The organism is Streptosporangiales bacterium (assembly GCA_009379955.1).
Taxonomy (GTDB): domain Bacteria; phylum Actinomycetota; class Actinomycetes; order Streptosporangiales; family WHST01; genus WHST01.
In genome coordinates, this window is record WHST01000092.1 from 1 (window position 1) to 25,706 (window position 25,706).

Genomic DNA, 25,706 nt, shown 5'->3' on the forward strand with positions numbered 1-25,706 from the left:
GCACTGGAGAAAGACGTCCGCGAATGGATCAAGATGTGGAACGAGGACCCGAAACCGTTCGTGTGGAAGAAGACCGCGGAGGAAATCCTCGACTCCCTCGCACGATATATCACACGAATTTCCGGCGGGCGACACTAGGGGTATTCAGGCCTGGTCAGTGCTGCCTCACCCCACGAACGTGGACCGGGGCCTGGGCTCGCCGCTCGGCGGGCTGCGATGCCCTGGACAGGCAGTTCCGACGCTGTCCAGTGATCAATCTGTTACGGAAGTGATAGCGCAGTGGCACCTCCCGCCGCCTGCGGCACGACTGCGGGTGGCCCGGAGGGCGTCACGGACAGGGGAGGGCATCGCCGTGGACATTCTCCAACCGCTCCAAGACGCGTTCGGGACGTTCCTGAACTACATCCCGCAGCTCGTCGGGGCGCTCATCGTCCTGCTCATCGGGTACATCGTCGCCAAGCTCGTCGGTGCCGCCCTGAGCCGGATTCTCACCAAGGTCGGGTTCGACAAGCTGATGGGCCGCGCCGGGGTCGCGAGCTTCCTGGAGCGGACGGGCACGAGCCTTACGCCCGCCAAGATCTTCGGCAAGATCGCGTTCTGGTTCGTCTTCCTCATCGCGTTCACGATGTTCGCGTCGGCCCTCGGGGTGCCGCAGATCTCGGGGTTCCTCAACCAGATGATCGGGTACGTCCCGCGGATCTTCGCGGCCATCGCCATCTTGTGTCTGGGGGTACTGCTCGCCAACTTCCTCGCCGCCCTGATCCGCGGGGCGACCGGGAGCGAGACGCTCGCCAAGGTCGGCAGGTACGCGATCATCGTGTACGCGGCCTTCGCCGCGCTGACTCAGCTGGGCATCGCCGTCCAGTTGACCGGCAGCACCGTGCTCATCGCGCTGGGCGCGCTGGGGCTGGCGGCCGCGATCGCCTTCGGCTGGGGCGGACGGGATCTCGCCCGTGACCTGCTGCAGCGGGCGTTCGGCGGCTACACCAGGCAGTCGCACGGCGGCGCGCACTCCGAGCGCGCTCCGGTGACCGCCGCGTCGGCCGCACCGGCGCCACCGGAGTGGACGCGCTGAGCCCGAGCGTTCCGGCGAGGTCGTCAGCACGTGAACGGGCCATGACCCGCTCACGTGCTGACACGTCGGCTCAGCTCGCGGCGTGCCGGCCGGCGAGGCGGCCGAACACCGATCCGGCGATGAGGCCGGAGCCGCCGGGGTAGTTCTGCGAGAACAGGCCACCGACGATCTCACCGGCGGCGTAGAGGCCGCCGATCGGCTGGCCCGCCCCGTCGAGCACCTGGGCACGGTCGTCGACGTGGAGGCCGCCGAACGTGAACGTGATGCCGCAGGTGACGACGTAGCCGTAGTACGGAGGCGTGTCGATCGGGACGGCCCAGTTCGACTTCGGGGGCTCGACGTCGGCGCGCTTGCCGTCCTTGACCGCCGGGTCGAAGGGTGCGTCGTTGATCGAGGCGTTGAACTCCTTGACCGTGGTCACGAACCCCTCGGGGTCGATCCCCGCCGCCTCGGCGAGCTCGCCGAGCGTGTTCGCCTCGGCGGACGTGATGGGCGTGCTGTCGTACTCGAGGCTGCGCAGGATCGGCCGGGTCTTGGCGTCGAAGACCTGCACGGCGGTGCCGTTCGGCTGGCGCAGGATCTCGCGCCCGTACTTGGCGTACGTGAAGTTGCGGTAGTCGGCGCCCTCGTCCACGAAGCGCTTACCGTCGACGTTGACGACGATGCCGATCGGGTAGCTCTGCCGGGTCAGGAAGTTGGTGAGCACCCGGTCGCCGCCCTGCGGGGGAGCGCCGGCGTCCCACTGCACGCTGTGGCAGGTGGACCAGTCGCCGTGGGTGCCGGCGCCCGCCGCGATCGCGTAGTCGAGCACCTCGCCGGTGTTGTACGGGTGGCCGCGCACGACCGCGCGCTCCCAGCCCTCACCCAGGTGCCGGCGGCGCAGCTCGGGGTTCGCCTCGAACCCGCCGGCGGCGAGCACCACGGCGCGCGCCCTGATCGCGTACGCGCCCTCGTCGTCGCGGCAGTGGACGCCCACGACCGTGCCGTCCTCGACCAGGAGCCCCGTCACGGGCGTGCCGTACCTGATCACCACGCCGTCGCGCAGCGCCGCGCCGATGTGCTGGCGCAGCAGCCCCTGGCCGCCGTCGACGGTGCCCATCACGAGGCCGCCGAAGAACTTGTGGCGACCGTCGACGAGGTACGTCTGGCGCTCGTGGATCAGCCGGAACCGCAGGCCGACGTCGTAGAGCCAGCGCACGGTGTCGAGGCTGTTCTCGACGAGGATGCGGGTCATGGCGGGATCGCAGCCGCCCTCGGTGATCCGCTCCATGTCGGCGGCGAACTGGCTCGCGGGGTAGGCCGGCACGTCGGCGTTCGGGAGCAGGTCGACCGACTCCTGGTCCAGGAGCGGGACGAGGTCGTCGACGCTGTCGAACGCCACCCGGTACGCGCCGGCGGTGTAGTAGGAGTTGCCGCCTGCCTCGTCCGCCGGAGCCTTCTCGCAGACCACGACCGAGAGCCCGCGTGCCCGGGCGGCGTGCGCCGCGCTGAAGGCGGCGTTGCCCGCGCCCACCACGACGACGTCGAACGCGTCGCCAGGTCGTTCCCGCGGGATCGTCTCCGAATTGGTCGTGGCCACGTTCGCTCCTGTCTGTCCTGGACGGCGTTCCTACTGCATACTAATTGCATGCAATCTAGTTTGCGAGACCCAGGCCGACTCGGGATCGCGGTCATCCCGGGCGACGGCATCGGACCCGAGCTCGTCGAGAGCGCGACGGCCGTCCTGCGGGCCGTCACCGAGCGGGACGGGCCGGTGCTCGACGTCACCACCGTCCCCGCCGGTGCGGCGGAGTACCGCGACACCGGGCACAACCTCGCGCCTGGCATGCTGGAGCGGCTGGCCACGGACTTCGACGCGGTGCTCAAGGGGCCGGTCGGGCTGCCCGAGGTGCGGCGACCGGACGGCACCGAGGGCGGGCTGCTCGGCGGGGTGCTCAGGACGGGCCTCGACACCTACGCCAACGTCCGGCCGATCCGGCTGCTGCCGGGGGTGACGACGCCCACCACCTACCGTCCGGGTGACATCGACTACGTCATCGTCAGGGAGAACACCGAAGGGCTCTACCTGTCCCGCGGGACGGGCGTCGTCACTCCGCACGCGGCCGCCGACCAGCTGATGGTGACCAGGCCCGGGTGCGAGCGGGTGGCGCGCTTCGCCTTCGAGCTGGCGAGGCGCAGGGGCGGGGCGCCGTCCGACGGTGTGCGCAGGGTGACGTGCGTGGACAAGAGCAACGTCCTGCGCAGCTACGCCTTCATGCGGGCGGTGACCACCGAGGTCGCCGCGGAGTACCCCGACGTCGAGCTGGACTTCAGGTACGCCGACGCCGCGGCCCACGACCTCGTCGTCACGCCCGGACACTTCGACGTCGTCCTCGCGGAGAACTTCCTGGGCGACATCCTGAGTGACCTCGGCGCGGGGACCGTCGGCGGGCTCGGCATGTGCCCGTCGGGCAACATCGGCGACCGGGCCGCATACTTCGAGCCCATCCACGGCACCGCCCCCGCGCTCGCGGGCAGCGACCGCGCGAACCCGATCTCACAGATCCTGTCCGCGGGCATGCTCCTCGCTCACCTGGGGCTGGCGGGACTGGCCGACCGGGTCGACGCTGCCGTACGCTCCGCACTCGGCGACGGCGCGGTCGTCCTGACCGCCGTGGGCACTCCGGAGCGGGGCACGCGGGCCGTGACGGAAGAAGTCGTCGCCCGGTTGTGACGGACGACGAGCAACCAGTCGGGGGCTAAGGTCGGTGGCATGACAGTGCAGGGGGACAAGTCGACACGGGGGCGCACCGGTGCCGCCGTCACGCCGAGCCGCGACGCCGCCAAGCTCCGCGGGTACCTGGGTGACGGCCCGCGCCGCGGGCGCACCACGGAGCTCGTCACCAACGCCCTGCGCGAGGCGATACTCGACGGCGCCATCGGCCCGTCCACCTGGATCCGCGAGGACGAGCTCGCCACCGTGTTCGAGGTGAGCCGCACGCCGGTACGCGAGGCGCTCCGGCTGCTCGCCGACGAGGGCCTGGTGGCGAAGACCGCGAACCAGGGCGCCGTGGTGGCGCCGCTGTCGATGGAGGACATCCTCGCCCTGTACGTCGTGCGCGAGAACCTCGAGGGGCTGGCCGCGCGGCTCGCCGCGACGCGTCGCCCGGACGGCCTCGTCGAGCGGCTCGAGGCGGTCAACGAGGAGCTCGTGCAGGCCGCCGGCACGGGTGACCTGGTCCTGATGGTGCGGCTCAACCTGGTCTTCCACCGCGAGATCCGTATCGCGGCGGGCAACGGCTACCTCGACAGGTTCCTCGGCCAGGTCGAGCACGCCGTGCGCCGGCTGCCGTCGTCGACCTTCGCCCAGCCGGAGCGGCGCATGGCCGCGCTCGAGGAGCACCGTACGATCATCGCCGCGATCGCGGCCGGCGAGCGTGACGCCGCGCAGCAGGCGGCGCAGCTGCACATGCGCCAGGCCCGAGCGACGAGGATCAACGACCTGATCGGCGACTGATCGCGGTCTCGCCTCAGCGGAGCGGTGGCGGGGTCAGGTAGCCGACCGGCAGGGCGATGTCGGCGAACCCGCGTAGCGCCAGGAGGAAGGTCAGGACCACCACGAGGTAGATCGCGATCTTCCACCACGACCAGCGCACGATGGCGCGCAGGAAGGTCGGGATGAAGACGACCACCGCGATGATCGTCCCGAAGAGGACCACCAGCGCGAGGAACCCGACGATCCACAGCAGGGAGACGACCGTCGGCCTGATGCCGTCCTTCCAGTCGATCCGCTCGTAGCCGTCGCGCCGCGCGACGAGCAGCTCGCGTGCCAGCAGGACGACCGCCGCGACAACGCCTGCGACGCACGTGATCCGCGGCATCAAAGCGGCCTGCGCGCTGAGTCCCGCGGTCATCGCGAGCGCTCCGCCGAAGACCACCAGCGAGATGCCGGCGATCACCGGCATCACCGCCGTACGGGCCAGGGTCGCCTCGCCTGCGTCCGGCGTCGCGGCGACCACGTTGGTCTCGTCCGCCTGCCCGGTGGGTCGACCGGCGGCGCGGCGGCGGAGGACGAAGCGGCGTACGGCGAAGACGAACGGCAGGATCAGGATGGCCAGCATCACCAGCACGGCCGGTCGGATCAGCCAGTCCTGCGGTGCGAACAGCGAGTCGGTCAGGAAGTAGTAGCGCTCCATCGGGATGCTGAGCACGAAGCCGATGAGGAAGGGTGCGCGAGGCATGCCGGTGACCTTCATCAGCCAGCCGACGACACCCAGCAGGAGCATCACCTGCAGGACACCGAACTGCTGTGGCTCCTGGTACGCGCTGACGAACAGCAGGACGATCAGGCCCGCACCGAGGATGGGGAAGGGCACCCGGCAGAGCTTGGCGAGCGGAACGCTGCCGATCAGGCACAGGCCGGCGCCCACGACGGTGGCGATGGCGAAGGCCCAGATGATCGTGTAGACGAGGTCGAGATGGTCGTTGATCAGTGACGGACCCGTCTCGATCCCGAAGGTGAGCAGTGCGCCCATGAGCAGAGCCGCGGGCGCGGCGCCCGGGATGCCGAAGAGCAGCGTCGGGATGAGGTCGCCGGCCTCGATCGAGTGCGCCGCGCTCTCCGGTGCGATGATGCCGCGCGGGTCACCCTTGCCGAACTTCTTCTTGTTCTTCGCGGTCGACACGGCCTGCCCGTACGCCATCCACGAACCGGCCGTGGCGCCGACACCCGGCAGGACGCCCGCCCAGATACCGACCAGCGAGCCGCGCAGGACGTGCGGGAAGTGGCGCAGCACGTCGCGTGCTCCGATGCGCCAGCCGCCACCGAGCCCTTCGACGGAGGAGACGGCACCGCGCTTGGTGATCAGGTGCACGATCTCGGCGATGCCGAAGACCCCGAGTGCCACGGCGACGAGATTCAGGCCCTCGTTGAGCTCGAGCTGCCCGAACGTGAAGCGGTAGTCCGCGGCCGTCGGCGCCGCCCCGACCTGGCCGAGCAGGATGCCGAGCAGGCCGGCGATGACGCCCTTCAGCATGTTGCCCTTGGAGAGCAACGCCGTCAGCGCGACACCGAGCACGGTCAGCATGAACAGCTCGGGCGAGGCGAAGAGCAGGACCAGCGGTCGGGCGAGCGGTATCGACAGGGTCAGCCCCAGTGCCCCGAGGAGGCCGCCGAAGATCGAGGCCGTGAACGCGATGGAGAGTGCGCGGGCGGCCTGTCCCTGCTTCGCCATCGTATGGCCGTCCTGCAGCATCACCGTCGCGGCCGCCGAGCCGGGGATGCCGAGCAGCACCGACGAGATCGTGTCGGAGGTGTGCACCACGGCGACGGCACCGATGATCATCGCCATCGCCTGCGGCGGCTCGAGCAGCAGGACGAACGGCAGCAGCACCGCGACCGCGCCCGTTCCCCCGATGCCGGGGATGATGCCCATCACGAGGCCGGCGAGCACGCCGACCAGGAGCATCAGGAGCGTCGCGGGGTCGAGCACCTGGCCGAGCGCGGAGAATGCGGCATCGAGCATGATGTCCAGTCCTCAGGTGGGTTCGTCCGGTCGGCGGCCGTCAGGGGCCCTGCTTGGTCTTGACCTTCGTGTCGTACTTGGTCTCGAGCATGCGCAGGACGTAGGTGCGCACCGCGGGATCGAGGTCGAACGCCTTGCGTACGGAGTCGCCGACCTCCCGGCCCGAGTAGATCGGGTACCCGCCGAGAGCGGCCTCGCCCTTGGTGACGAAGTTCTCGTCGTCGCGCAGCTTCTCGACGCTGTCGTAGTACTCCGACGTGATCGAGTCCGGCGTGCCGGGGTTGACCCACAGGCCCTTCTGATAGGCGAACCCCGCGGCGAGGAAGGCCTTGTACGCCTCGTACGCCTCGCCGCTCGGCTTCTCCCCGGTGAGCTTCTCGTACACGTCGATGACGGTGGGCAGCTTGGGCAGCTGCGGGTCGCGCGTGACCTCGCCGTTCTCGTCCAGCCACCCCATCGACATCAGCGCGCGCGCCTTGCCGTCCTTGACCAGCGGCTCGACCTGCTGGTGGTAGGCCGACGTGGTCTGGTAGTCGATGTTGAGCTCGCCGCGCTGCAGGGCCAGGGCGGCGGGACCGCGGCCTTCGAACCCGAACGTCGTCTCGACGTCGAGCCCGAGCAGCTCGAAGGCGACGAGCACGCTGAGGTCGAGCCCGGTGGCGCTGATGCCGCCGTACACGAGCTGCTTCGGCGGGTCGCGCAGGTCCTCGACGGACTTCACGCCGCTCTCCGACGAGACGTAGATGACCCCGCCGGTGCCGTTGAGGATCAGCGGGACCAGCTTGGTGAAGTCGAACCTCACCTCCTCGCGCCCGAGCAGGGCCTGGAAGTAGGTCGTGCCCGACGTGATCAGCACGCGTTCGCCGTCGGTGCCGGCCCGTTCGACGAACTGGTTGGAGCCGGTGATGCTCTCGCCGCCCGGGATGTTCTCGGGCAGGAACGACGGATGCGAGGCGAGGTGCTGCTGCAGGTACGGGGCCATGAACCTGGCCCACACGTCGGTGCCGCCGCCCACGTCGTACGGGATGACCATCGAGACGCGCTTGGGCATGCGTGCGTCGCGGGCGGCCTCGTGACCCCTGATCGCGCTCTCCGGCGACAGGCAGCCCGCGAGGACGAGGACGAGGGCCAGCACCGCCGCCACCGGTCGGACGACGCGTTGCCGTGTACGTGACATGGGAGGTACTCCTCGGGGTTGCGTCGGTGGAACCCGGTGCCGTGACTACGGCTGCGCGACCTGGGCCGCCTCTTCGGGGACGAGCGCCCAGCCTTCCATCAGCCGGCGGGCGGTCCGGTACGCGGACACGGAGTCGACCGTCCAGACGTCGTCGGCGAGCCGCGGGCTCGCCTGCATCTCCAGGACGCCCGACGGGTGCCCGATGAGCGTGACGCCGCCTGCGTCGGGCCTGTTGGCGCGCGCGGCGACGGTGTCGGGGAGCTGCGTGGCGACCGCGGTGCAGATGGCGCCGGTGAGCGGGTAGGAGCGGTGCACGCGGCCCATGGACATCATCACCGCGCGGACGCCGGCCTCGCCGGCCGCGACCGGCACGCCGTCGATCCTGAGGTAGTCGCGCGACCCGCCCACGAGCGCGAGCTTCGGCACCGAGGGTGTTCGTGCGGCGCCGGCGAGATCCGCCGCGACGCCCATCCGTACCCCGGCCGCCGCCCGGATCGTCTCGAGCGTGGCGAGCATGTCGGCGTCGGCGTCGATCTCCTCCGGCTGCTCCGTGCCGGTGAGCCCGACGTCCTCGAACCGGACGAAGACCAGCGGGTTGGAGGCGTCGACGAGCGAGACCTCGACCGCGCCGAGGGGCACGTCGAGCACGTCCGTCTGACGTCCGGTGGGCAGCAGCGCGCCGGTCACCGCGCCGCCCGGCTCGAGGTAGTCGAGGCGGACGGGGGAGCCGGTGCCGGGGATGCCGGGGATGGCGAGCTCGCCGACCGGGTCGAACCTCCCGTCGCGGGTGGCGACGTGGGCGACGATGACCTTGCCGGTGTTGACGTTGAGGAACCGCACGACGGTGACCGGGTCGGTCGCCTCGACGAGACCCTCGTCGACGGCGAACGGCCCCACGGCCGACGACATGTTGCCGCAGTTGCCGCGACGGTCGATCAGCGGCTCGTCGATCGAGACCTGGCCGAAGTGGTAGGTCACGTCGACCCCGTGCGGCCCGCCGTCACCGATCACCGCGACCTTGCTCGTGGTGGACGTCGCCCCGCCGAGGCCGTCGATCTGCCTGCGGTACGGGTCGGGGCTGCCGTAGGCGGCGAGGATGAACCGGTCGGCGGCGTCGGGGTCGGCCGGCAGGTCGCGCTCGTGGAAGAACAACCCCTTGCTCGTGCCGCCGCGCATGATGACCGCGGGGACCCGCACCGACAGCACCTCCCGGAGGCGTTAGCGAACAGCGTGTATGCATATTGCACCCAATCCGTCCGCACTGTAAAGCCGCCCCACGCCCGGGCGCCGGACCCGTGAGGGGCACCCTCACCGTGCCCTGACACGGTGAGGGTGCCCCTCACGGGTACCGGTGGTGCGTCAGGTGAGGAGCCAGGCGGCGGTGTTGCCGGGGAGGCGGCCGTCGGCGAGCGGGCCGCTGGTGAGCAGCACCTCGCGGTGCGCGGGCAGCCGGACCGCGCGGCTGCCGAAGTTGACGACGCAGCGCAGGCCGTCGCGGTCGAAGCCGAGCACGCCGCGCGGCAGGTCGAGCCAGTCGAACCGCTCGTTCCTGCCGTGGACGTGCTCGCGTCGGACGCGCAGCGCCGTGCGGTAGAAGGCGAGCACCGAGGCAGGGTCGGCCTCCTGGTCGGCCGCCGTGCGACCGGCCCAGCCGGCGGGCTGGGGGAGCCAGGGGGCGACGCCGTCGGTGGAGAACCCGTACGGCGCGCTCGCGCCCGACCACGGCAGCGGCACGCGGCAGCCGTCGCGGCCCTTGTCGGATCCGGGCCGGAAGTACATGGGGTCCTGGCGCGCGTCGTCGGGCACGTCGACCTGGGAGAGGCCGAGCTCCTCGCCCTGGTAGAGGTACGTCGACCCGGGGAGCGCGAGGACGAGCAGCAGGCCCGCGAGGCCGCGGGCGAGCCCGATCGCGCCGTCGCCGTACCTGGTCACGTGGCGCACGGCGTCGTGGCTCGACAGCACCCAGGTCGGCGCGGCACCGACGGCCGCGCACGCACGCGAGGTCTCGCCGATGACCTCGCGGAACGCGGCCGCGGACCACGGCGCCAGCTGGAGCGCGAAGTTGAACGTCTGCTGCAGCTGGTCGGCGCGGACGTAGCGGGCGAGGACATCGGGGTCGGGTGCCCACGCCTCGGTGACGCCCATGCGGTCGCCGGGGTAGGAGTCGAGGATCCTGCGCCAGTCGCGGTACACGTCGTGGACCTCGGGCCGGTGCCAGTGCGGATGCCCGTCGCGCTGGCGCTGGTTCCGCGGCCCGGTGGTGAACTCCCGCGTCAGGGACGGCAGCGCCTCGTCCTTGTACATGCCCATCGCCACATCGACGCGGAAGCCGTCGGCGCCGTGGTCGAGCCAGAACCGCAGCGTCGCCTCGAACTCGGCGCCGACCTCGCGGTGACGCCAGTTGAGGTCGGGCTGCTCGGGCGCGAACAGGTGGAGGTACCACTCGCCGTCGGGCACCCGGGTCCAGGCCGGCCCGCCGAACACCGACTGCCAGTTGTTGGGCGGCTGCCCGCCGTTCCTGCCCCCACCCGGTCGGAACAGGTACCGCTCGCGCGCCGGACTGCCGGGCCCGTCGGCGAGTGCCTTCCTGAACCACGGGTGCTCGGCCGACGTGTGGTTGGGCACGATGTCGACGATCACGCGGATGCCCATCGCGTGCGCGTCGGCGACGAGGTCGTCGAAGTCGGCGAGCGTGCCGAAGAGCGGGTCGACGTCGCGGTAGTCGGCCACGTCGTAACCGTGGTCGGCCTGCGGCGAGGTGTAGAACGGGGTCAGCCAGACGGCGTCGACGCCGAGGTCGGCGAGGTAGGGGATCCGCGCCCTGATGCCGGCGAGGTCGCCCACGCCGTCGCCGTTCGCGTCGGCGAAGCTGCGCGGGTAGACCTCGTAGATCACGGCGTCGCGCCACCACGGGTTGGCCACTCGATCTCCTTCTGGTCGCCGGTCGGGCAGTACGTCTCGGCTGCATCGTGGCATTCCCCGACGACGTTCCAGCTGTGGGGGAGCGGACCGGTGACCGCTACGCTCCGCAGTCGGGACGCGTGTGTGAACGTCACGGCGCCCTGCGGGCAACCACCTGTATGACCATGACGCACGCGTTCACGAACCGACGGGTGGAAGTGATGCAGCCAGCGGAGGAGGGCCAGGACCCCGCCGGGGAGATCTTCGAGCGGCTCTTCGACGAACACTCGCGGCAGCTGTATGCCTACCTCGTCCGCCGCCTCGGCAGGGACCACGCCGAGGACGTGGTGGCGGACACCTTCGAGGCAGTGCTGCGCCAGTGGCACCGCTACGACCCCGACCGCGGGACGGCGCGGGCCTGGCTGTTCGGTATCGCGACCAACCTCGCCCGCAGGCACGTGCGAGACGAGCAGCGGACGCTCGTGGCGACAGCGCGACTCGCCGCCGACCGCGACGGCGGACACACACACGAGTTCGGCGCCGTGGAGCGGGCGGACGCGCAGGCGCGCGTGCGTCAGCTCGCGGGCGCCCTCGCCGAGCTGTCGCCCGGCGACCGCGACGTCCTGCTGCTGACCGCGTGGGCACAGCTCGACACCACCGAAGTGGCGGCGGCACTCGGCATCCCCGCCGGGACGGTGCGGTCGCGGCTGCATCGGGTACGGCGACGGGTCCGCGTCCATGCGCAGGCCGCGGTCGAGGAGGGGTGAGTCACATGACGAGGGAAGGACACGGCATGCACCGGGTGTGGACCGAGGACGAGCTCGACGCGGCGCTGGCGGACCTCGCTGCGGCGACGCCGGTGGAAGACGACGACGCGGTACTCGCGGGCGTGCACGCCCGACTGACCGGCACGGCGACCGATGCCGGACACGCGAGGCCGGCTCAGCCCGCCGGCGGCGACGTCGCGGCGCTCGACACGCCGCGACGACGGCGACGTCCCTGGCGCCGCGTGGCGGTGCTGACGGCCGCCGCGGTCACGGCCGTCGCCTGCGCCGTGGGGGTCACCGTCGTCGGCGGCGGGGACGGCGAGCCCACGCGGGCGTCCGCCGCTGAGCGGCTGCTGACCGATGCCGCCGAGTCGGCGTCGGCGGCGGACGACGCGGTCCCCCCGGGGAAGTACCGCTACGTCGGGGTCCGTGCCTGGTACAGCAGCGAGGGCGACGTGGGGGACGGCACGTACTTCCTCGCGTTGGTGGAGCAGCGGAACGAGACGTGGGTGCCCGCCGACGACACCGGCGTGTGGCACTTCCGGAGCACGTCGAGCGGCCGGTACCGGTGGCTGGCGGGGTCGGAGAGCAAGGCCGAGAAGGCGGGGATCGTCCCGCCCGACCGCGGCGTGACCGAGGAGAAGGGACGATGCGGCGACTACTACCCGCCCGACGGCGAGCCGTCGTCCTGCGCGAACGTCCAGGTGGGATGGAACAGGCCAAGGGCCGAGTGGATCGACGGTCTGCCGCGCGACCCGGAGCGGCTGGCGGAGCGGCTGCGTGGCGACGTCGAGTCGTGGCCCGACGACGGGTCGGGCGTGACGGCGGACATGTTCTCCGCCGCGACCTCCGCGCTGGAGTCCGGCATGCTGCCCGCCGACCTGCGTGCCGCCTTGTACCGGGTGCTCGCCGACCTGCCCGGCATCCGGATCACCGAACGGGTGGCGAACCTCGACGGCCGGACGGGCGTCGCGTTCTCCCTGCCGTCGCCCGGCCTGTCGCGCAGGGACGTCATCCTCGACCCGAAGTCCGGTGAGTTCATCGGCAGCCGGTCCGTCCTGGCGAAGCGCCACGACGGCGGGGTCGTCCAGAAGAAGAAGAGCCGCGACGGCGAGCCCGTCCTGCCGAAGAGCTACCTGGAGATGCCGGACGGCACCGTGCTGGAGAAGACTGCGGTGCGGACGGGGGTCGTCGACGACCACGGGGTGCGTCCGCCCCGCGGCTAGGACACTAGACCCGCCTCGCCTTGCCGTTGTGTCCGAGGAGGTGGTGGCTCCGGCCACCACCTCCTCGGACACAAGGCGTCAGGCGGACCTGGTGCCGCGGGCCTTGGGCACGATCAACGGGGCACCCGTGGCCGGGTCGGGGACGACGAGGCAGGGCAGGCCGAAGACGTCCTCGACGAGGTCGGCCGTGACGATCTCGCGCGGGTCGCCCTGCGCGACGATGCGGCCGTCGCTCATCGCGACCAGGTGGGAGGCGTAGCGGCATGCCTGGTTGATGTCGTGCAGCACGAGCACCAGCGTGTGGCCGCGCTGCTCGTGCAGATCGGCGCACAGGTCGAGCACCTCGACCTGGTGGGCGATGTCGAGGAACGTGGTCGGCTCGTCGAGGAGCAGCAGTGGGGTCTGCTGGGCGAGAGTCATCGCGAGCCACACCCGTTGCCGCTGGCCGCCGGAGAGCTCGTCGACGAGCCGTTCGGCCAGGTCGTCGACGCCGGTGGCCGCCAGCGCCTCCCGGACGGCGAGCTCGTCCTCGTGCGACCACTGCCGGAGCAGCCGCTGGTGCGGGTAGCGTCCCCGCGCCACCAGATCGGCGACCGTGATGCCCTCCGGCGCGATCGACGTCTGCGGCAGCAGGCCGACCCGCCGCGCGACCTCCTTGGTGGAGAACCGGGTGATCGCCTGCCCGTCGAGGTACACAGATCCGGCGCGCGGCGGGAGCATCCGCGCGAGACCGCGCAGCAGCGTGGACTTGCCGCACGCGTTCGGACCGACGATGACGGTGAACGAGTTGTCAGGGATGTCGACGTCGAGCCGGTCGACCACGACGCGCTTGTCGTACGCCAGGGTCAGCTCGGTGGCGCGCAGCCGCGCGGTGTCCGTGGTCGTCCTGCCTGCGATGTCGGCCGTCATCGGGCACGCATCCTTCCCGAACGCCATTCGCTGGCCAGCAGCCAGGCGAGGTAGACACCACCCAGCGCGCCGGTGGCGAGTCCGACCGGCAGGCTCGCCCCCGGGATCACGTGCTGCGCGACGAAGTCGGCCGCCACCAGCAGCAGCGCCCCCATGCACGCGGACGGGCCGAGGTGCGGACCGTGCGCGCGGGTGAGCCGGCGGACGAGTTGCGGTGCGGCGAGCGCGACGAACACGATCGGACCGGCGACCGCGATCGCGACCGCCGGCAGCGCGGTGCCGAGCACGATGAACGCGACCCTCGTGCGCTCGACCGGCACCCCGAGCGCGCTCGCGGTCTCGTCGCCCATCTCGACCAGGCTCAGCCTGTTGCCGAGGACGAGGATCACGGGCAGCAGGACGACCATGGCCACCGCGATGAGCCCCGCGTTCTCCCACGTCTTGGCGTTGAGGCTGCCGTAGAGCCATAGGTGGGCGGCCTGCGCGTTGAGCAGGTTGGCCTTGGCGAGCATGTAGGCGTTGACGGATCCCAGCAGTGCGGTGACGCCGATGCCGACGAGGATGAGCCGGTAGCCCCGCATGCCGCGGTTCCAGGCCAGGAGGTAGACGGCGAGCGCGGTGGTGATGCCCGCCGCGACGGCGAACGCGCCGGCGCCGAACGCGACGTCGGGTAGGTACAGGATCGCCGCGATGGCCCCCGTCGCCGCGCCGGTGTTGAAGCCGATGATGTCCGGGCTGCCCAGCGGGTTGCGTGCCAGGCTCTGGAAGATCGCGCCGCTGGTGCCGAGCGCGGCGCCGACGAGGATCGCGGTGGCGATCCGGGGGAGCCCGAGCTGGACCACGATGAACGCGTCGGCGAAGTCGGCCCGCCCGAGGAACACGTCGATCGTGGTGCCCACCGCGACCGGCGGGTCGCCGAACCTGATGCTGACGACACCCGTCACGACCGTGCCGGCGAGGAGGAGTACGCAGACCACCGCCGACCGCAGGTGGAAGCGCATGGACAGCCGACCGCCGAACGCGCGCACCTGGCGGCCGCCGAGAGGCGGCGCCGGGCGGTCGGCGAGGTCGGCGGTCACAGCTGCGCCAGCTTCCTGCGACGGACGAGGAGGACGAGCGCCGGCCCTCCCAGCACCGCGGTGACGATCCCCACCTCGAGCTCGCCGGGCCGCGCGACCACGCGTCCGATGATGTCGGAGGCGATGAGGAGGACGCCGGCGAAGACCATCGAGTACGGCAGCACCCACCGCTGGTCGGGCCCGGTGACGGCGCGCACCGCGTGCGGAACCATCAGGCCCACGAAGCCGATCGGCCCGGCGACCGCCGTGGCGGCACCGCAGAGCAGCGTGACGGCGACGGCGGTGAGCGCCCGGGTGCGCCCGACGTGCGCACCGAGCGCGCGGCCGAGGTCCTCGCCGAGTGCGATCGCGTTGAGCGACGGACCGAGCGCGAGCGCGAGGACGCAGCCCACCACGATGAACGGCAGCACGGCGAACAGCACCGAGGCGTTCTCGACCGCGAGCGAGCCGAGGTTCCACATGCGCACGCGGTCGAAGGTGAAGGCGTCCATGACGATGATGGTCGACGTGAGCGCGGTGAGCGCGGCGCCGACGGCCGTGCCCGCGAGGGCGAGTCGTACCGGTGTCGCGCCGCCGCGGCCCAGGGTGCCGAGGACGTACACGACGACCGTCGTGCCGGCGGCGCCGGCGAACGCGAACCAGATGTAGCCGAGGGGTGAGTCGATGCCGAGCATCGAGATGCTCAGCACCACGCCGGCGAAGGCGCCCGCATTGACCCCGAGGATGCCGGGGTCGGCGAGAGGGTTGCGGGTGAGTGCCTGCATGAGCGCGCCCGCGAGGCCGAGCGCGGCGCCCACGACGACGCCGGTGGCGGTGCGCGGCACTCGGACGGTGTGGACGATGTCGGAGTCGTAGCTGCCGACGGGGGAGAACAGGTGGCTCCATACCTCGGTCAGCGGGATCGACTTGGCGCCGACGGAGATGCTGACGAGGCAGAGCAGGGCGAGCACGGCGACGCCGAGCAGCAGCCCGCCCGTTCGGGTCAGCAGGGTGCGACGCGACGCACGGGGAACGGCGCGGCCGTGCGGGGTGTCCGCCTGCGGGGAACCCACCGTACGGACGCTCATCGGCAGCCTCGGCTAGTGGCTCGCGCCGCGGCGCCAGTACCCGGTGAACTCGATCGACGACTTGGCGACGCCGCGCTGGCCGACGAGGTGGCGCCGTAGCTTCTGCACCATCTTCGACTCGCCGGCGAGCCAGACGTACGGCTCGCCGGTCGGCAGGCGCGCCGCGCGCACGGCGTCGTGCACCACGGATCCGGGCTGCGCGCCCGCGGGACGAGGCAGCCAACTGACGTGGACGTGCTCGCCGGTGCGGAGCGGCTGCTCGTCGTCCGCCGACGGGAGCTCGACGAACACGAAGGCGTGAGTGTCGGCGGGCATCGACTCGACGATGCCCGCGATCGCGGGCAGCGCGGTCTCGTCGCCCACGACGAGCTGCCACGCGGTGTCGGCCGGTGGCTCGTAGAGCACGCCCTGGTCGAGCAGGCCGACCCAGTCGCCCGGCTCGGCGCGCAGCGCCCAGCGCGACGCGGGGCCCTCGTCGCCGTGGACGACGAAGTCGATGTCGATCTCGCCGACCTCGGGACGCGCGGCGCGCACGGTGTAGTTGCGCACGATCGGCCGGACGTGCTCGGGCGCGGCCAGCAGCTCCTGCCACCAGTTCGCGGTCACCGGGAGCTGTGGGCGGAGCTGGCCGTCCTGGGGGAGGAACAGGCGGAACCACTGGTCGGCGCCGCGCACAGTGAAGTGCGCGAGATCGTCGCTGCCGATGGTCACGCGGCGTATCTGCGGGGAGACCTGCTCGGCGTGCCTGACCTGTGCGTGGACCGCATCCGTGACCGGTCGTGCCGACCGTCGGGGCCGTTGCGCCGTCTGCGCCCTCGTCATGCCCAGCCTCTCATCATTAGGTAAGCCTAAGCTTCTGCGTCGTACACTGGCCAGTGCGTGCCCCGAGAGCCGGCCCGTGAGTGACAGTTCGGATGCTACATGCTTAGGTTAGGCTAACCTTGCCAGCCCCTCCGAACGACTCCCTCCCGAGGACGCCATGCGCCACCCGCTCGCCAGGATCCCCGTGCTCGCTCTCGTCACCGCCCTCGCGTTCGGCCTCGCCGGGTGCGGCGGCGAGGCCTCGACGGACGGCGACGGCGGCACTGCCTCCGGCGCGTTCCCCGTCACGATCCCGAACACGTACGGCGAGACGGTGGTCGAGAAGCGGCCTGCGCGGGTCGTCTCGATCGGTTTCCACGAGCACGACATCCTGCTGGCGCTCGGCGTGCGCCCGGTCGCGGTGCAGCAGTGGATGGCGGAGTACAAGAACGGCATCGGCCCGTGGGCGACGCCGTTGCTCGGCGACGCGAAGCCGAAGATGTTCCCCAGTACGGCCGCCGAGCTCAACATGGGCGAGATCGCGAAGCTGAAGCCCGACCTCATCGTGGGCACCTACCGCGAGGTGAGCAGGTCCGACTACGAGCTGCTGTCCAAGATGGCGCCGACGCTCGTGCGACCCAAGGGTTACGTCGACTACGCGGTGCCGTACGAGATCGAGACGAAGATGATCGGCAAGGCGCTGGGCAAGGAGAAGGAGGCGAACTCCCTCGTCGCCGCCGCGGAGAAGAAGTTCGCCGACGCGCGCAAGGCGCACCCGGAGTTCGAGGGCAGGACGGCCGCGATCGCCTACCCGATGGAGAACGGCGGCCTCGGCATCTACAACAGTGGTGACCCGCGCGGCGAGTTCCTGCGCAAGCTCGGGTTCACCATCCCGAAGGCCGTCGACGAGGCGGCGGGTGACAAGTTCTACACCGAGCTGAGTCCCGAGCGTCTCGACCTCGTCGGCGACGTCGACGTGCTGCTCATCATCGACTTCGGGCTCCCGAAAGACCTCTACGCGAAGAACGCGCTCTTCCAACGGCTCGACGTCGCGAAGCGTGGCAACTACGTCTACCCGCTGCCGTACACGAACGCCGTGTCGCACAACGACGTCGTGAGCATCCCGTACTGCATCGACAAGGTCGTGCCGGTCATCGCGAAGACTCTGGAGAAGTAGCGGATGCGGCCGATGTCCCGTGCAGTCGTCGGCGCGCTGCTGTCGTGCCTGTTCCTGGTCGCGGCCGGATGCGGCGGACCGGCCGACCGTGAGTCAGGGGAGGGCGGGGGTGCGTTCCCCGTCACGGTCCCCAACGCCTACGGCGACACCGTCGTGAAGGCGAAGCCGAAGCGCGTGGTGTCGATCGGCTACCACGAGCACGACATCCTGCTGGCGCTCGGGGCGCGCCCGGTCGCGCTGCAGCAGTGGATCGCGGAGTTCGACGGCGGTGTCGGCCCGTGGGCGGAACCGCTCCTCGGCGACGCGAAGCCCGTGGTCCTTCCGTCCACCGCCACCGAGCTGAACATGGGGCAGATCGCGAAGCTGAGGCCCGACCTCATCGTCGGCACGTACCGCAACGTCAGCGAGTCCGACTACGAGCTGCTGTCCAAGATGGCGCCGACGCTCGTGCGGCCGAAGCGGTACACGGACTACGCGGTGCCGTACGACGTCGAGACGATGATGATCGGCAAGGCGCTCGGCAAGGAGAGGCAGGCGAAGGCGCTCGTCGCCGCGACGAAGCGGAGCTTCGACGACGCGCGCAAGGCGCACCCGGAGTTCGCAGGGAAGACCGCGGTGCTGGCCTACCCGCTGGAGAACGGCGGCCTCGGCGTGTATCGAGGCGACGAGCCGCGCAGCGAGTTCCTGACCGGACTCGGGTTCACCGTGCCGAAGGCGGTCGACGACGTGGTCGGCGACCAGATCTACCGTGAGCTGAGTCCTGAGCGGATCGACGTCGTCGGCGATGTCGACCTACTCGTGATCATCGACTTCGGTCAGCCGAAGGACCACTTCGCGCGCAACGAGGTCTTCCAGGAGCTCGACGTCGCGAAACGCGGGCATTACGTCTACCCCCTACCGCACACGAACGCCGTGGTGCACAACGACGTCCGCAGCATTCCGTACTGTGTCGACAAGCTCGCACCACTTCTCGCCGAGACCCTGGAGAAGTGATGACGCGCCGATTCCGTTCGACCGTCACGGCCGTCCTGGTCGTCCTGCTCCTGCCGCTCGCTCAGGCCTGCGCGGACCAGCGGGACGACGCTCCGGGATCCACGACCTCAGGGCCCTTCCCCGTCACCGTCCCGCACGCGTACGGCGAGGCGGTCGTGAAGGAGCGACCCACCCGCGTCGTGTCGATCGGCTACAGCGAGCACGACGCACTGCTGGCGCTCGGCGTGCGACCGGTGGCGCTGCAGCAATGGATGGAGGACTACGACCTCGGTGTGGGCCCGTGGGCCGAGTCGCTGCTGGGCGACGCGAAGCCTCATGTCTTCCCCATCTCCGAGGCCGAGCTGAACATGGGAGAGATCGCGAAGCTGAAGCCCGACCTCATCGTCGGCATCAGTCGCGGCGTCACCAAGACCGACTACGAGGTGCTGTCGAAGATGGCGCCGACTCTCGTGCGACCGAAGGGGCACGCCGACTACACGGTCCCTTACGACGTCGAGACGACGATGATCGGCAGAGCCGTGGGCAAGGAGGCCGAGGCGAAGGCGCTCGTCGCCAAGGCGGAGCAGACCTTCACCGACGCGCGGGAGGCGCACCCGGAGCTCGAGGGCAAGACCGCCGTCATCGGGTATCCGCTCCAGAAGGGCGGGCTGGGCATCTACGCCAGCTCGGAGGGACGCGGGGAGTTCATGCGCAAGCTGGGCTTCACGATCCCGAAGGCGGTCGACGAGGCCGCCGGTGGGAAGTCGGCGTTCGAGCTCAGTTCGGAGCGCCTCGAGCTCGTCGACGACGTCGACCTGCTGGTGATCCTGGACTTCGGCTTCTCGCCTGACCTTTACGCGAAGAACAGGCTGTACCAGCGGCTGTCGGTCGTCCGGCAGGGCCACGCCGTCTACCCGCTGCCACATTCCAATGCCATGTCGTTCAACAGCGTGCTGAGCATCCCGTACTGCGTCGACAAGCTCGCCGTGCACTTCGTCGAGACGATGGAGCGCTGACGGGCGTACGTCTAGTACTGCTGGGCGCGTCCGGGGCCGAGGACACCGCCGCGTAGCTGCATTGGTCGCGCCAGGCGCTCGACCGTGGCCTGGCGGTGGGCGATGACGATGACCGTGCGGTCGGGAGCCAGCTGGCGGATCGCGCTCTCCACGCGTTCGGCGGTGAGCAGATCGAGGTTGGCGGTCGCCTCGTCGAAGACGAGCACCGCGGCGTCGACGAGTGCCGCGCGGACCAGGCCGATCAGCTGTCGCTCGCCGGCCGACAGGCGTTGTCCGCGCGGGCCGATGTCGGTGTCGAGCCCGTGCGGGAGGCCGGCGACCCACATGTCGAGCTCGAGCGAGCTGATCCCCGCCTCGACCTCGGCCCTGGTGGGTCGCGTCGGGATGAGCGCGAGGTTCTCCAGCAGTGTGCCGGTGACGAGATGCACCTCCTGCGGGACGAGCACGATGCGCTTGCGCAGCTCGGCGGGCTCGAGGTGGAGCAGGTCGATGCCCGCGTACGTGATGCTGCCGTTGCTCGGCGTGTACAGGCCTGAGAGGAGCTTCGCCAGGGTGGTCTTGCCCGACCCCGTCTCGCCGTAGACGCCGACCCGGTCACCCGCGGGGAGCGTGACGCTGACGTGCTGGACGACGTCGTGGCCGGGGACGTACGCGTAGGTCAGGTCGCGGATCTGCAGCGTGCCGCGTGCCGGCGTCGGCACGGGCAGCCCGGTGGTCGGCCGGGGTCTGGTGCGGTGCAGCAGGTTGAGCACGCGCGCGAGCACCACGCGTGCGGCGACCGCGTGGCTGCCGAGGTCGGAGATCTGGGTGATCGCGCCCGACATCTGCCGTGCCGCGACGAGGAAGACCACGACCGTGCCGAGGGACGTGGCGTCGCCTGTGACCTGGAGGCCGCCGACCACCAGCAGGGCGCCGAGGGCGACGGCCTGGACGAGCTGCGCGGCCGACACGAGGTTGAGGCCGCGCTGGTTCCAGAGCACCGCGCGCTGCTGCGCCCTGGCCGCCCCGGTCAGCCGGCCCAGCCACTTCTCGCCGCCGCCGTGGAGCTGGAGCTGCTCCCGGATGTCGAGCAGCTCGCGGAAGTGTGCGGCGACGTCGGACGCCGTGCTCGCCTCGGCAGCGGACGCGGGCTTGCTGATGCGGTCGGCGAGCCGGAGCAGGACGAGGTGCGTCGGCACGTACGCGACCGCGAGGACGATCGCGAGCTGCCAGGAGTAGAGGACGAGCAGCACGCTCATGACGAGCAGGTACGCCGCGTTGGTCACCATGGTGGTGAGCCGCGTGCGGGTGAAGGCGGCCAGGTCGGCGAGCTCGGCGGTGGCGCGGCGCAGCAGGTCGCCGGACCGGTGTGCCTCGATGAAGCGCAGCGGAGCGGTCGCGAGGCGTTCGACGACCTTGTCGCGCAGCCGCCGGATCACCAGCTCGACCGCGCGGGGAAGCAGCGCCTCGGTGCCCATCTGGCACGCCAGTCGGATGACGGCGAGCACCACGACGGCGACCGTCGCGACGGCGAGGCCGCGCCCGTCGCGGTCGACGAGCCGGTCGACGGCGTACCCGATCGCGGGCGCGACCAGCGCCATGCTCGTCGCAGTGAGGAGCGCGACGAGACACGCGACGGCCAGGCGGCCGCCGTACTCGCGCAGGTACGGCAGCGAACGGCGGAACAGCCGCTCCTGGTTCGGGCTCTCGGTCAGCAGGAGCCCGCGGGGCACCGAGAACGGGTTGCTCACCGCTCACCCCCCGGTGCTGGCTGCGTTCGGCGGTCTTGCGACAGGGAGATGACCGGGCTCGCCGCCGCCAGGACGCCCGGCCGGTGCGACACCACGAGCAGCGAGGCCGGCGGCCTGCCTGACCTGCGGCTTATCCACTGCCGCAGCCGCGCGAGCATGAGCGCCTCGGTCTCGACGTCGATCGCCGACGTCGCGTCGTCGAGCAGGAGGACCGACGGCTCGCGGAGCAGGGCGCGCGCAACGGCGACGCGTTGGCGCTGCCCGCCGGAGAGCATGCTGCCGCGCTCGCCGACGGAGGTGTCGAGACCCTCGGGCAGCGAGCGGACGAAGCCGTCGAGCACCGCGACGTAGCACGCGTCGAGGAGCACGGAGTCGGGGAGGTCGTCGCGGCCGAGCCGCAGGTTGTCGGCGAGGGTGCCGGACACGAGCAGTGGGCGTTGCGGTACCAGCGTGATCCGGTCGCGGACCTCGGCGAGGGATGCGTCGCGCAGGTCGACACCGCCGAGCGTGACCTGCCCCGCGTTGGGGTCCTTCAGCCGGGCGAGCAGGCGCATCAGCTCGGTCTTGCCCGAGCCGATGGGTCCGGTGAGCGCGACGATCTCGCCGACGCCGACCGTGACGCTGAACGGTCCGACGACGTGGTCGTCGCGCCGGGTCGTGACCCGGTCGGCGACGAGGTTGCCCACGCGGGGGAGCGGCGCGGGCGCGGGGTGGGTGCGCACCTGGGGACGCAGGCGTAGCAGCTCGGCGATCCTGGCAGCCGCCATCCGCGCCTGGCCGAGCTGTGATGTGCGGACGGTGAGCGTGCCGGTCCAGCTGGCCAGCATCATCATCCAGGCGGTGAACGCGACGAGGTCGCCGATCGTCGCGCGGCCGGCCAGTACCGACCCGCCGCCGACGCCGATGCCCACCGCGATGCCGATCGTGGGCAGGAAGTCGGGCAGGCTCGTCCACAGCGCGGTCAGCCGGCTGGCCCTGAGCACGTGGTCGGTGAGGTCGGAGCTGCGGGCGTGGTGCCGTTCGACGAGGACGGTCTCGCCGCCGATGCCGCGGATGGCCGACGTCGCGGTCAGCACGTCCTCGACGGCCTCGGTGCAGTCGGCCTGGGCGGCGGAGATCGCCTGGTTGACCGGCCCGATGCGGCGCCGGTAGGCGACGCCGAGGATCGCGACGAGCGGCACGGTCGCGATGCCGACGACCGCGAGCAGCGGGTCGAGCGAGGCGATGCCGATGAGTATCGCCACGAAGCCGAGCGAGCCGGTGATGAACGTGGGCAGCCCGGCGAGCCACGCCTTGATCAGGTCGAGGTCGCGGATGCCGCGGGTGGAGATGTCGCCGTGCCCGAACCGCTCGAGCGTGACCGAGTCGAGGGTGAGCAGGTGCCGGGAGACGCGTACCCGCAGCCGGTCCGCCGACTCGTCCGACGCGATACGCGCCCACCAGCGGGTGCCGCACTCTCCGACGACAAGGGCGACGCCGAACGCGGCCACCACGGCGGCCCACACCAGCGTCGCCGAGGCACGGCCGGCGGCGACGCCCTCGTCGATGCCGCGGCCGAGGCACCACGGGATGGCCACGCTGCCCAGCTGGAAGAGGAGGCCGAACGACGTCGCGACCGCGATGCCGGTCCTGGAGAGCTGCAGGCTCTCCTCGAGGATCGACCGCTCGCTCTCGCGCCTGACCCTGCCGGCGAGCTGCCGTGGCTTGCGGGTGAGCGCGGCGGCAGAGGAGAGGAAAGTGCTGGCGAGTCCTGACTCATCTGGTTTGGCGTTCACGCCCCGGTTCATCCTTCCGTGGGCGTGCGGTGGCCGGGTCGCCCTGCGTGAACGCAGCTTACGCCCCCCGTTCGCGCGGTGACCATCGGTGCACACCTTTGCCACCCGGAGGCGCCTCTACCGGTCTTACCTACCGGAGTAGTAGGGTTTGTTGCATGGGTGAGGCTGACTGTTCGCGGCCCGGAGAACACGTCGTCGTCGTGGTGGGTGCGGGGGCCGCAGGTGTCCTCAGCGCCGTCTCGCTGGTCAGGGCGAGTGAGCGGTGCCGCGTGGTCCTCGTCGATCCGGCCGAGCGGCCCGGTCGCGGACTCGCGTACGGCACGACGCATCCGGGCCACCTCCTCAACGTGCGTGCGGGACGCATGAGCGCGCTCGCCGAGCGACCCGACCACTTCGTCGACTGGACCGCGGCGCAAGGGCATGCGGTCGGATCGGCCGACTTCGTGTCGCGGGGCGTGTACGGCGACTACCTCGCCGCCGTCCTCGCGCGGGTGGTGGAGACCGGACGCGTACAGGTGCGTCGCGCGTACGCCGTCGACGTCGAGGAAGCGGCGGACGGGCTCCGGGTGCACACGACGACCGGCGTCGTGGCCGCCGGCGCGGTGGTGCTCGCGCTCGGCAACCGACCGCCGGTGCACCTGCCCTGGGAGATCGACCAGGGCGGGCAGTCGTGGTGCGTGCCCGACCCGTGGGCGCCCGGCGCCCTTGCCGGCGTGGCGGTCGCGGAGCCGGGCCCGCCCGTGGTGCTCGTCGGCACCGGGCTCACCGCCGTCGACGTCGCACTGAGCCTCGCGTCCGACGCGGGTCACGGGATCGTCGCCGTCAGCAGGCGGGGCCTGCTGCCGGCCACTCACCTGACCGGGCCGGAGGCGGTCTGGCCGACGACGGTGCCGGCGGGCGACACCGAGCTCACGACGGGCGGCCTCCTGCGCCTGCTCCGGAGCGAGGTGGCCGAGGCGGCGGAGGCGGGCGTGGACTGGCGGGCCGTGATCGACGGGGTGCGGCCCGCCGTCCGCGGTCTGTGGGCGCGGTTGCCGGAGGGGGAGCGTCGACGCTTCCTGCGTCACGTCGCGCGCTTCTGGGACGTCCACCGGCACCGTATGGCGCCCCAGGTCGCCGCACGCGTCGAGGGGCTGCGTGCCGCGGGGAGACTCGTCGTGCGCCGGGGGAGGCCCGTCGACGCGGTGCCCGACGGACTCGGCTGCCGGGTGGGCCTGCGGGGCGTGGACGGGCGGGTGTCGTGGATGAGGGCCGCCGCTGTCGTGAACTGCACGGGTCCCCGTGCCGACGTCGCGCGGCCGCCGGGCCCACTGGTCGGCGCGCTGCTGCACCGCGGTCTGCTCCGGCCCGACCCGCTGCGGCTGGGACTCGACGTGTCCGCGGCCGGCGAGGTGATCGGCCGGGACGGCCGCCCGCACCCGCGGCTGTTCGCGCTCGGCGCGCTGCGCAAGGGGCGCCTGTGGGAGTCGACGGCGATCCCCGAGATCAGGCAGCAGGCGGCCGACCTCGCCGAGCTGCTCGTCGCAGCCTCCCGCGCACGCGCCTGACGTCCGTCCGCGCAGTCGTGCGGCGGGCGACGGTGTGCGCGTTCGGCCGCGGAGCGGCGCCGTTGATCACGTGCACGTGATCAACGTGGACTTCACCCAGCGCAGGGACGAGGTGAAGTCAACCTCGGTGAGGTGAAGCACGGATGACGGCGGTCAGGGCGGTGCGGCGTCTTCGAGTCGTGCCAGCCGGGCCAGGTCGGTTCGGGGCACACCGAAGTACAGGTCACTGTCGATACCCAGGGGCACGCTGACCCACTCGTGCAGGAGTTGCCGCATCGGTTTGCCTGTGGCCCGGCGTGCGACCTCGCCGACGAGAAAGCCGAAGGTGAACGAGTGGTACCCCGTCTGGGTCCCGGGTCGCCACCGCGGTTCGGCGTCGGCGATCGCGGTGCAGACCTGCGACCAGTCAGCCAGGTCGGCAGGACCGAGGCCACGAGGCATCGCCGGCACGCCGACGGAGTGTGTGAGCACGTGGCGAAGAGTCGCAGTCGCCTTGCCGTGGGCACCGAACTCCGGCCACAGGTCGACCACTGGTGTGTCGTATCCGACAGCACCGGTCCTGACGAGCAGATGAGCGATCAGCGACGTCATGACCTTGCCAGTAGAGAAGCTGAAGAACGGGGTCTGCGGGTTCACCCTGCGCCCGGTCTGGCCGTTGGCGATACCGGCGACGGCGTCGACAACAAGAGCACCGTGGTGATAAACGGCAACCTGCAAGCCGGTTTCGGCTCCGGTATCAACGAGTTCGTCGAGAACGCTTTGGACCCTTTGCTGCAGTGAAGGCATCATCATCCCCTGGCCACGTGTAGCGAGTCTGGCTGGACGTCGGTAGCTTGCCGAAAGCGAATCCGACGGTCGGCGCGACTCGATACAGCCTGGTGTCGCCAGCGATGACGGCCTCGCCCAACCGATACCAGGCACCTTCGGGGCTGGTCAGATGCGTGCCATACTTCCGCTCGAAGTCCGCGGCAGCCTGTTCACGC

Annotated in this window: 22 protein-coding genes and 1 pseudogene; 10 read left to right on the forward strand and 13 right to left on the reverse strand. The window is 71.2% G+C overall.

The genetic code is table 11. The annotated features are described in order from the left end of the window. The coding region (locus GEV10_23010; protein ID MQA81318.1) for an IS630 family transposase at positions 1–138 on the forward strand (138 nt) is incomplete at its 5' end. A gap of 208 nt (positions 139–346) precedes the next feature. Next, positions 347–1,075, forward strand: coding sequence for a mechanosensitive ion channel (locus tag GEV10_23015; protein MQA81319.1), 729 nt, complete (start codon positions 347–349; stop codon positions 1,073–1,075). A 70-nt stretch (positions 1,076–1,145) separates the two neighbouring features. Here GEV10_23015 and GEV10_23020 read toward each other — a convergent pair whose 3' ends face one another. Beyond that, positions 1,146–2,630, reverse strand: a complete 1,485-nt coding sequence (locus GEV10_23020; GenBank protein MQA81320.1) for an FAD-dependent oxidoreductase — start codon at positions 2,628–2,630, stop codon at positions 1,146–1,148. A 72-nt stretch (positions 2,631–2,702) separates the two neighbouring features. On the opposite strand from GEV10_23020, the gene GEV10_23025 reads away from it, so the two are divergent. Further along, positions 2,703–3,788 carry an isocitrate/isopropylmalate dehydrogenase family protein gene (locus GEV10_23025; GenBank protein ID MQA81321.1) on the forward strand — a complete coding sequence of 362 codons (1,086 nt, stop codon included), beginning with the start codon at positions 2,703–2,705 and terminating at the stop codon, positions 3,786–3,788. A 39-nt stretch (positions 3,789–3,827) separates the two neighbouring features. After that, positions 3,828–4,571 carry an FCD domain-containing protein gene (locus GEV10_23030; GenBank protein MQA81322.1) on the forward strand — a complete coding sequence of 248 codons (744 nt, stop codon included), beginning with the start codon at positions 3,828–3,830 and terminating at the stop codon, positions 4,569–4,571. A 13-nt stretch (positions 4,572–4,584) separates the two neighbouring features. Here the strand turns inward: GEV10_23030 and GEV10_23035 are convergent, their stop codons facing one another. The 4 genes from GEV10_23035 to GEV10_23050 all read right to left on the reverse strand — a co-directional run bounded on the left by GEV10_23035 (position 4,585) and on the right by GEV10_23050 (position 10,732). Continuing rightward, positions 4,585–6,579 (reverse strand): hypothetical protein, encoded by a 1,995-nt coding sequence (locus tag GEV10_23035; GenBank protein MQA81323.1) that lies wholly within the window; start codon positions 6,577–6,579, stop codon positions 4,585–4,587. Positions 6,580–6,619: 40 nt separating this feature from the next. Then, positions 6,620–7,756 carry a hypothetical protein gene (locus tag GEV10_23040; GenBank protein MQA81324.1) on the reverse strand — a complete coding sequence of 379 codons (1,137 nt, stop codon included), beginning with the start codon at positions 7,754–7,756 and terminating at the stop codon, positions 6,620–6,622. Between the two features lie 45 nt (positions 7,757–7,801). Then, a complete protein-coding gene (locus GEV10_23045; GenBank protein ID MQA81325.1) occupies positions 7,802–8,953 on the reverse strand; it encodes a hypothetical protein in 1,152 nt (383 codons plus the stop codon). A gap of 162 nt (positions 8,954–9,115) precedes the next feature. Further along, the gene (locus GEV10_23050) at positions 9,116–10,732 is read right to left on the reverse strand and encodes an alpha-amylase (protein MQA81326.1); all 1,617 of its coding nucleotides are present in this window, start codon (positions 10,730–10,732) and stop codon (positions 9,116–9,118) included. A gap of 110 nt (positions 10,733–10,842) precedes the next feature. Between GEV10_23050 and GEV10_23055 the strand changes: the two genes are divergently transcribed. Both GEV10_23055 and GEV10_23060 read left to right on the forward strand, forming a co-directional pair. Next, a complete protein-coding gene (locus tag GEV10_23055; protein ID MQA81327.1) occupies positions 10,843–11,424 on the forward strand; it encodes a sigma-70 family RNA polymerase sigma factor in 582 nt (193 codons plus the stop codon). Positions 11,425–11,429: 5 nt separating this feature from the next. After that, positions 11,430–12,650: a hypothetical protein gene (locus GEV10_23060; GenBank protein ID MQA81328.1), complete on the forward strand. Its 1,221-nt coding sequence runs from the start codon at positions 11,430–11,432 to the stop codon at positions 12,648–12,650. Positions 12,651–12,728: 78 nt separating this feature from the next. Here the strand turns inward: GEV10_23060 and GEV10_23065 are convergent, their stop codons facing one another. The 4 genes from GEV10_23065 to GEV10_23080 all read right to left on the reverse strand — a co-directional run bounded on the left by GEV10_23065 (position 12,729) and on the right by GEV10_23080 (position 16,527). After that, positions 12,729–13,559, reverse strand: coding sequence for an ATP-binding cassette domain-containing protein (locus tag GEV10_23065; GenBank protein MQA81329.1), 831 nt, complete (start codon positions 13,557–13,559; stop codon positions 12,729–12,731). Then, entirely contained in the window at positions 13,556–14,560 is a 1,005-nt protein-coding gene (locus GEV10_23070; protein ID MQA81330.1) for an iron chelate uptake ABC transporter family permease subunit, read from the reverse strand. The genes GEV10_23065 and GEV10_23070 overlap by 4 nt, the downstream gene beginning before the upstream one ends. Before the next feature lie 74 nt (positions 14,561–14,634). After that, positions 14,635–15,705: an iron chelate uptake ABC transporter family permease subunit gene (locus tag GEV10_23075; protein ID MQA81331.1), complete on the reverse strand. Its 1,071-nt coding sequence runs from the start codon at positions 15,703–15,705 to the stop codon at positions 14,635–14,637. Between the two features lie 12 nt (positions 15,706–15,717). Next, positions 15,718–16,527 carry a siderophore-interacting protein gene (locus tag GEV10_23080; protein ID MQA81332.1) on the reverse strand — a complete coding sequence of 270 codons (810 nt, stop codon included), beginning with the start codon at positions 16,525–16,527 and terminating at the stop codon, positions 15,718–15,720. A 157-nt stretch (positions 16,528–16,684) separates the two neighbouring features. Here GEV10_23080 and GEV10_23085 point away from each other — a divergent pair, with 157 nt between their 5' ends. From GEV10_23085 to GEV10_23095, 3 genes are read left to right on the forward strand one after another with little or no spacing between them, the layout of a single operon-like run. Next, positions 16,685–17,683, forward strand: a complete 999-nt coding sequence (locus GEV10_23085) for an ABC transporter substrate-binding protein (protein ID MQA81333.1) — start codon at positions 16,685–16,687, stop codon at positions 17,681–17,683. Positions 17,684–17,686: 3 nt separating this feature from the next. Further along, positions 17,687–18,676: an ABC transporter substrate-binding protein gene (locus GEV10_23090; GenBank protein MQA81334.1), complete on the forward strand. Its 990-nt coding sequence runs from the start codon at positions 17,687–17,689 to the stop codon at positions 18,674–18,676. Further along, a complete protein-coding gene (locus GEV10_23095; protein ID MQA81335.1) occupies positions 18,676–19,671 on the forward strand; it encodes an ABC transporter substrate-binding protein in 996 nt (331 codons plus the stop codon). The genes GEV10_23090 and GEV10_23095 overlap by 1 nt, the downstream gene beginning before the upstream one ends. An 11-nt stretch (positions 19,672–19,682) precedes the next feature. On the opposite strand, the gene GEV10_23100 is transcribed toward GEV10_23095, so the two are convergent. Continuing rightward, a complete protein-coding gene (locus tag GEV10_23100) occupies positions 19,683–21,383 on the reverse strand; it encodes an ATP-binding cassette domain-containing protein (GenBank protein MQA81336.1) in 1,701 nt (566 codons plus the stop codon). Between the two features lie 14 nt (positions 21,384–21,397). Next, the gene (locus GEV10_23105) at positions 21,398–23,188 is read right to left on the reverse strand and encodes an ATP-binding cassette domain-containing protein (GenBank protein ID MQA81337.1); all 1,791 of its coding nucleotides are present in this window, start codon (positions 23,186–23,188) and stop codon (positions 21,398–21,400) included. A gap of 143 nt (positions 23,189–23,331) precedes the next feature. Between GEV10_23105 and GEV10_23110 the strand changes: the two genes are divergently transcribed. After that, positions 23,332–24,723, forward strand: a complete 1,392-nt coding sequence (locus GEV10_23110) for an NAD(P)-binding protein (protein MQA81338.1) — start codon at positions 23,332–23,334, stop codon at positions 24,721–24,723. A gap of 159 nt (positions 24,724–24,882) precedes the next feature. On the opposite strand, the pseudogene GEV10_23115 reads toward GEV10_23110, so the two are convergent. After that, positions 24,883–25,515, reverse strand: a pseudogene (locus GEV10_23115) (serine hydrolase). After that, positions 25,460–25,706, reverse strand: a 247-nt coding sequence (locus tag GEV10_23120; GenBank protein ID MQA81339.1) for a hypothetical protein, incomplete at its 5' end; no start/stop codon positions are given. The pseudogene GEV10_23115 and the gene GEV10_23120, both read right to left, overlap by 56 nt.

What these genes read in the sequence shown, in the direction of transcription:
- GEV10_23025 (MQA81321.1), top strand. Translation starts at nt 2,703, where the DNA reads ATGCAATCTAGTTTGCGAGACCCAGGCCGACTCGGGATCGCGGTCATC.
- GEV10_23030 (MQA81322.1), top strand. Translation starts at nt 3,828, where the DNA reads ATGACAGTGCAGGGGGACAAGTCGACACGGGGGCGCACCGGTGCCGCC.
- GEV10_23035 (MQA81323.1), bottom strand. Translation starts at nt 6,579, where the DNA reads ATGCTCGATGCCGCATTCTCCGCGCTCGGCCAGGTGCTCGACCCCGCG.
- GEV10_23040 (MQA81324.1), bottom strand. Translation starts at nt 7,756, where the DNA reads ATGTCACGTACACGGCAACGCGTCGTCCGACCGGTGGCGGCGGTGCTG.
- GEV10_23050 (MQA81326.1), bottom strand. Translation starts at nt 10,732, where the DNA reads ATGCCACGATGCAGCCGAGACGTACTGCCCGACCGGCGACCAGAAGGA.
- GEV10_23055 (MQA81327.1), top strand. Translation starts at nt 10,843, where the DNA reads ATGACGCACGCGTTCACGAACCGACGGGTGGAAGTGATGCAGCCAGCG.
- GEV10_23060 (MQA81328.1), top strand. Translation starts at nt 11,430, where the DNA reads ATGACGAGGGAAGGACACGGCATGCACCGGGTGTGGACCGAGGACGAG.
- GEV10_23065 (MQA81329.1), bottom strand. Translation starts at nt 13,559, where the DNA reads ATGACGGCCGACATCGCAGGCAGGACGACCACGGACACCGCGCGGCTG.
- GEV10_23070 (MQA81330.1), bottom strand. Translation starts at nt 14,560, where the DNA reads ATGCGCTTCCACCTGCGGTCGGCGGTGGTCTGCGTACTCCTCCTCGCC.
- GEV10_23075 (MQA81331.1), bottom strand. Translation starts at nt 15,705, where the DNA reads ATGAGCGTCCGTACGGTGGGTTCCCCGCAGGCGGACACCCCGCACGGC.
- GEV10_23080 (MQA81332.1), bottom strand. Translation starts at nt 16,527, where the DNA reads ATGACGAGGGCGCAGACGGCGCAACGGCCCCGACGGTCGGCACGACCG.
- GEV10_23085 (MQA81333.1), top strand. Translation starts at nt 16,685, where the DNA reads ATGCGCCACCCGCTCGCCAGGATCCCCGTGCTCGCTCTCGTCACCGCC.
- GEV10_23090 (MQA81334.1), top strand. Translation starts at nt 17,687, where the DNA reads ATGCGGCCGATGTCCCGTGCAGTCGTCGGCGCGCTGCTGTCGTGCCTG.
- GEV10_23095 (MQA81335.1), top strand. Translation starts at nt 18,676, where the DNA reads ATGACGCGCCGATTCCGTTCGACCGTCACGGCCGTCCTGGTCGTCCTG.
- GEV10_23105 (MQA81337.1), bottom strand. Translation starts at nt 23,188, where the DNA reads ATGAACCGGGGCGTGAACGCCAAACCAGATGAGTCAGGACTCGCCAGC.
- GEV10_23110 (MQA81338.1), top strand. Translation starts at nt 23,332, where the DNA reads ATGGGTGAGGCTGACTGTTCGCGGCCCGGAGAACACGTCGTCGTCGTG.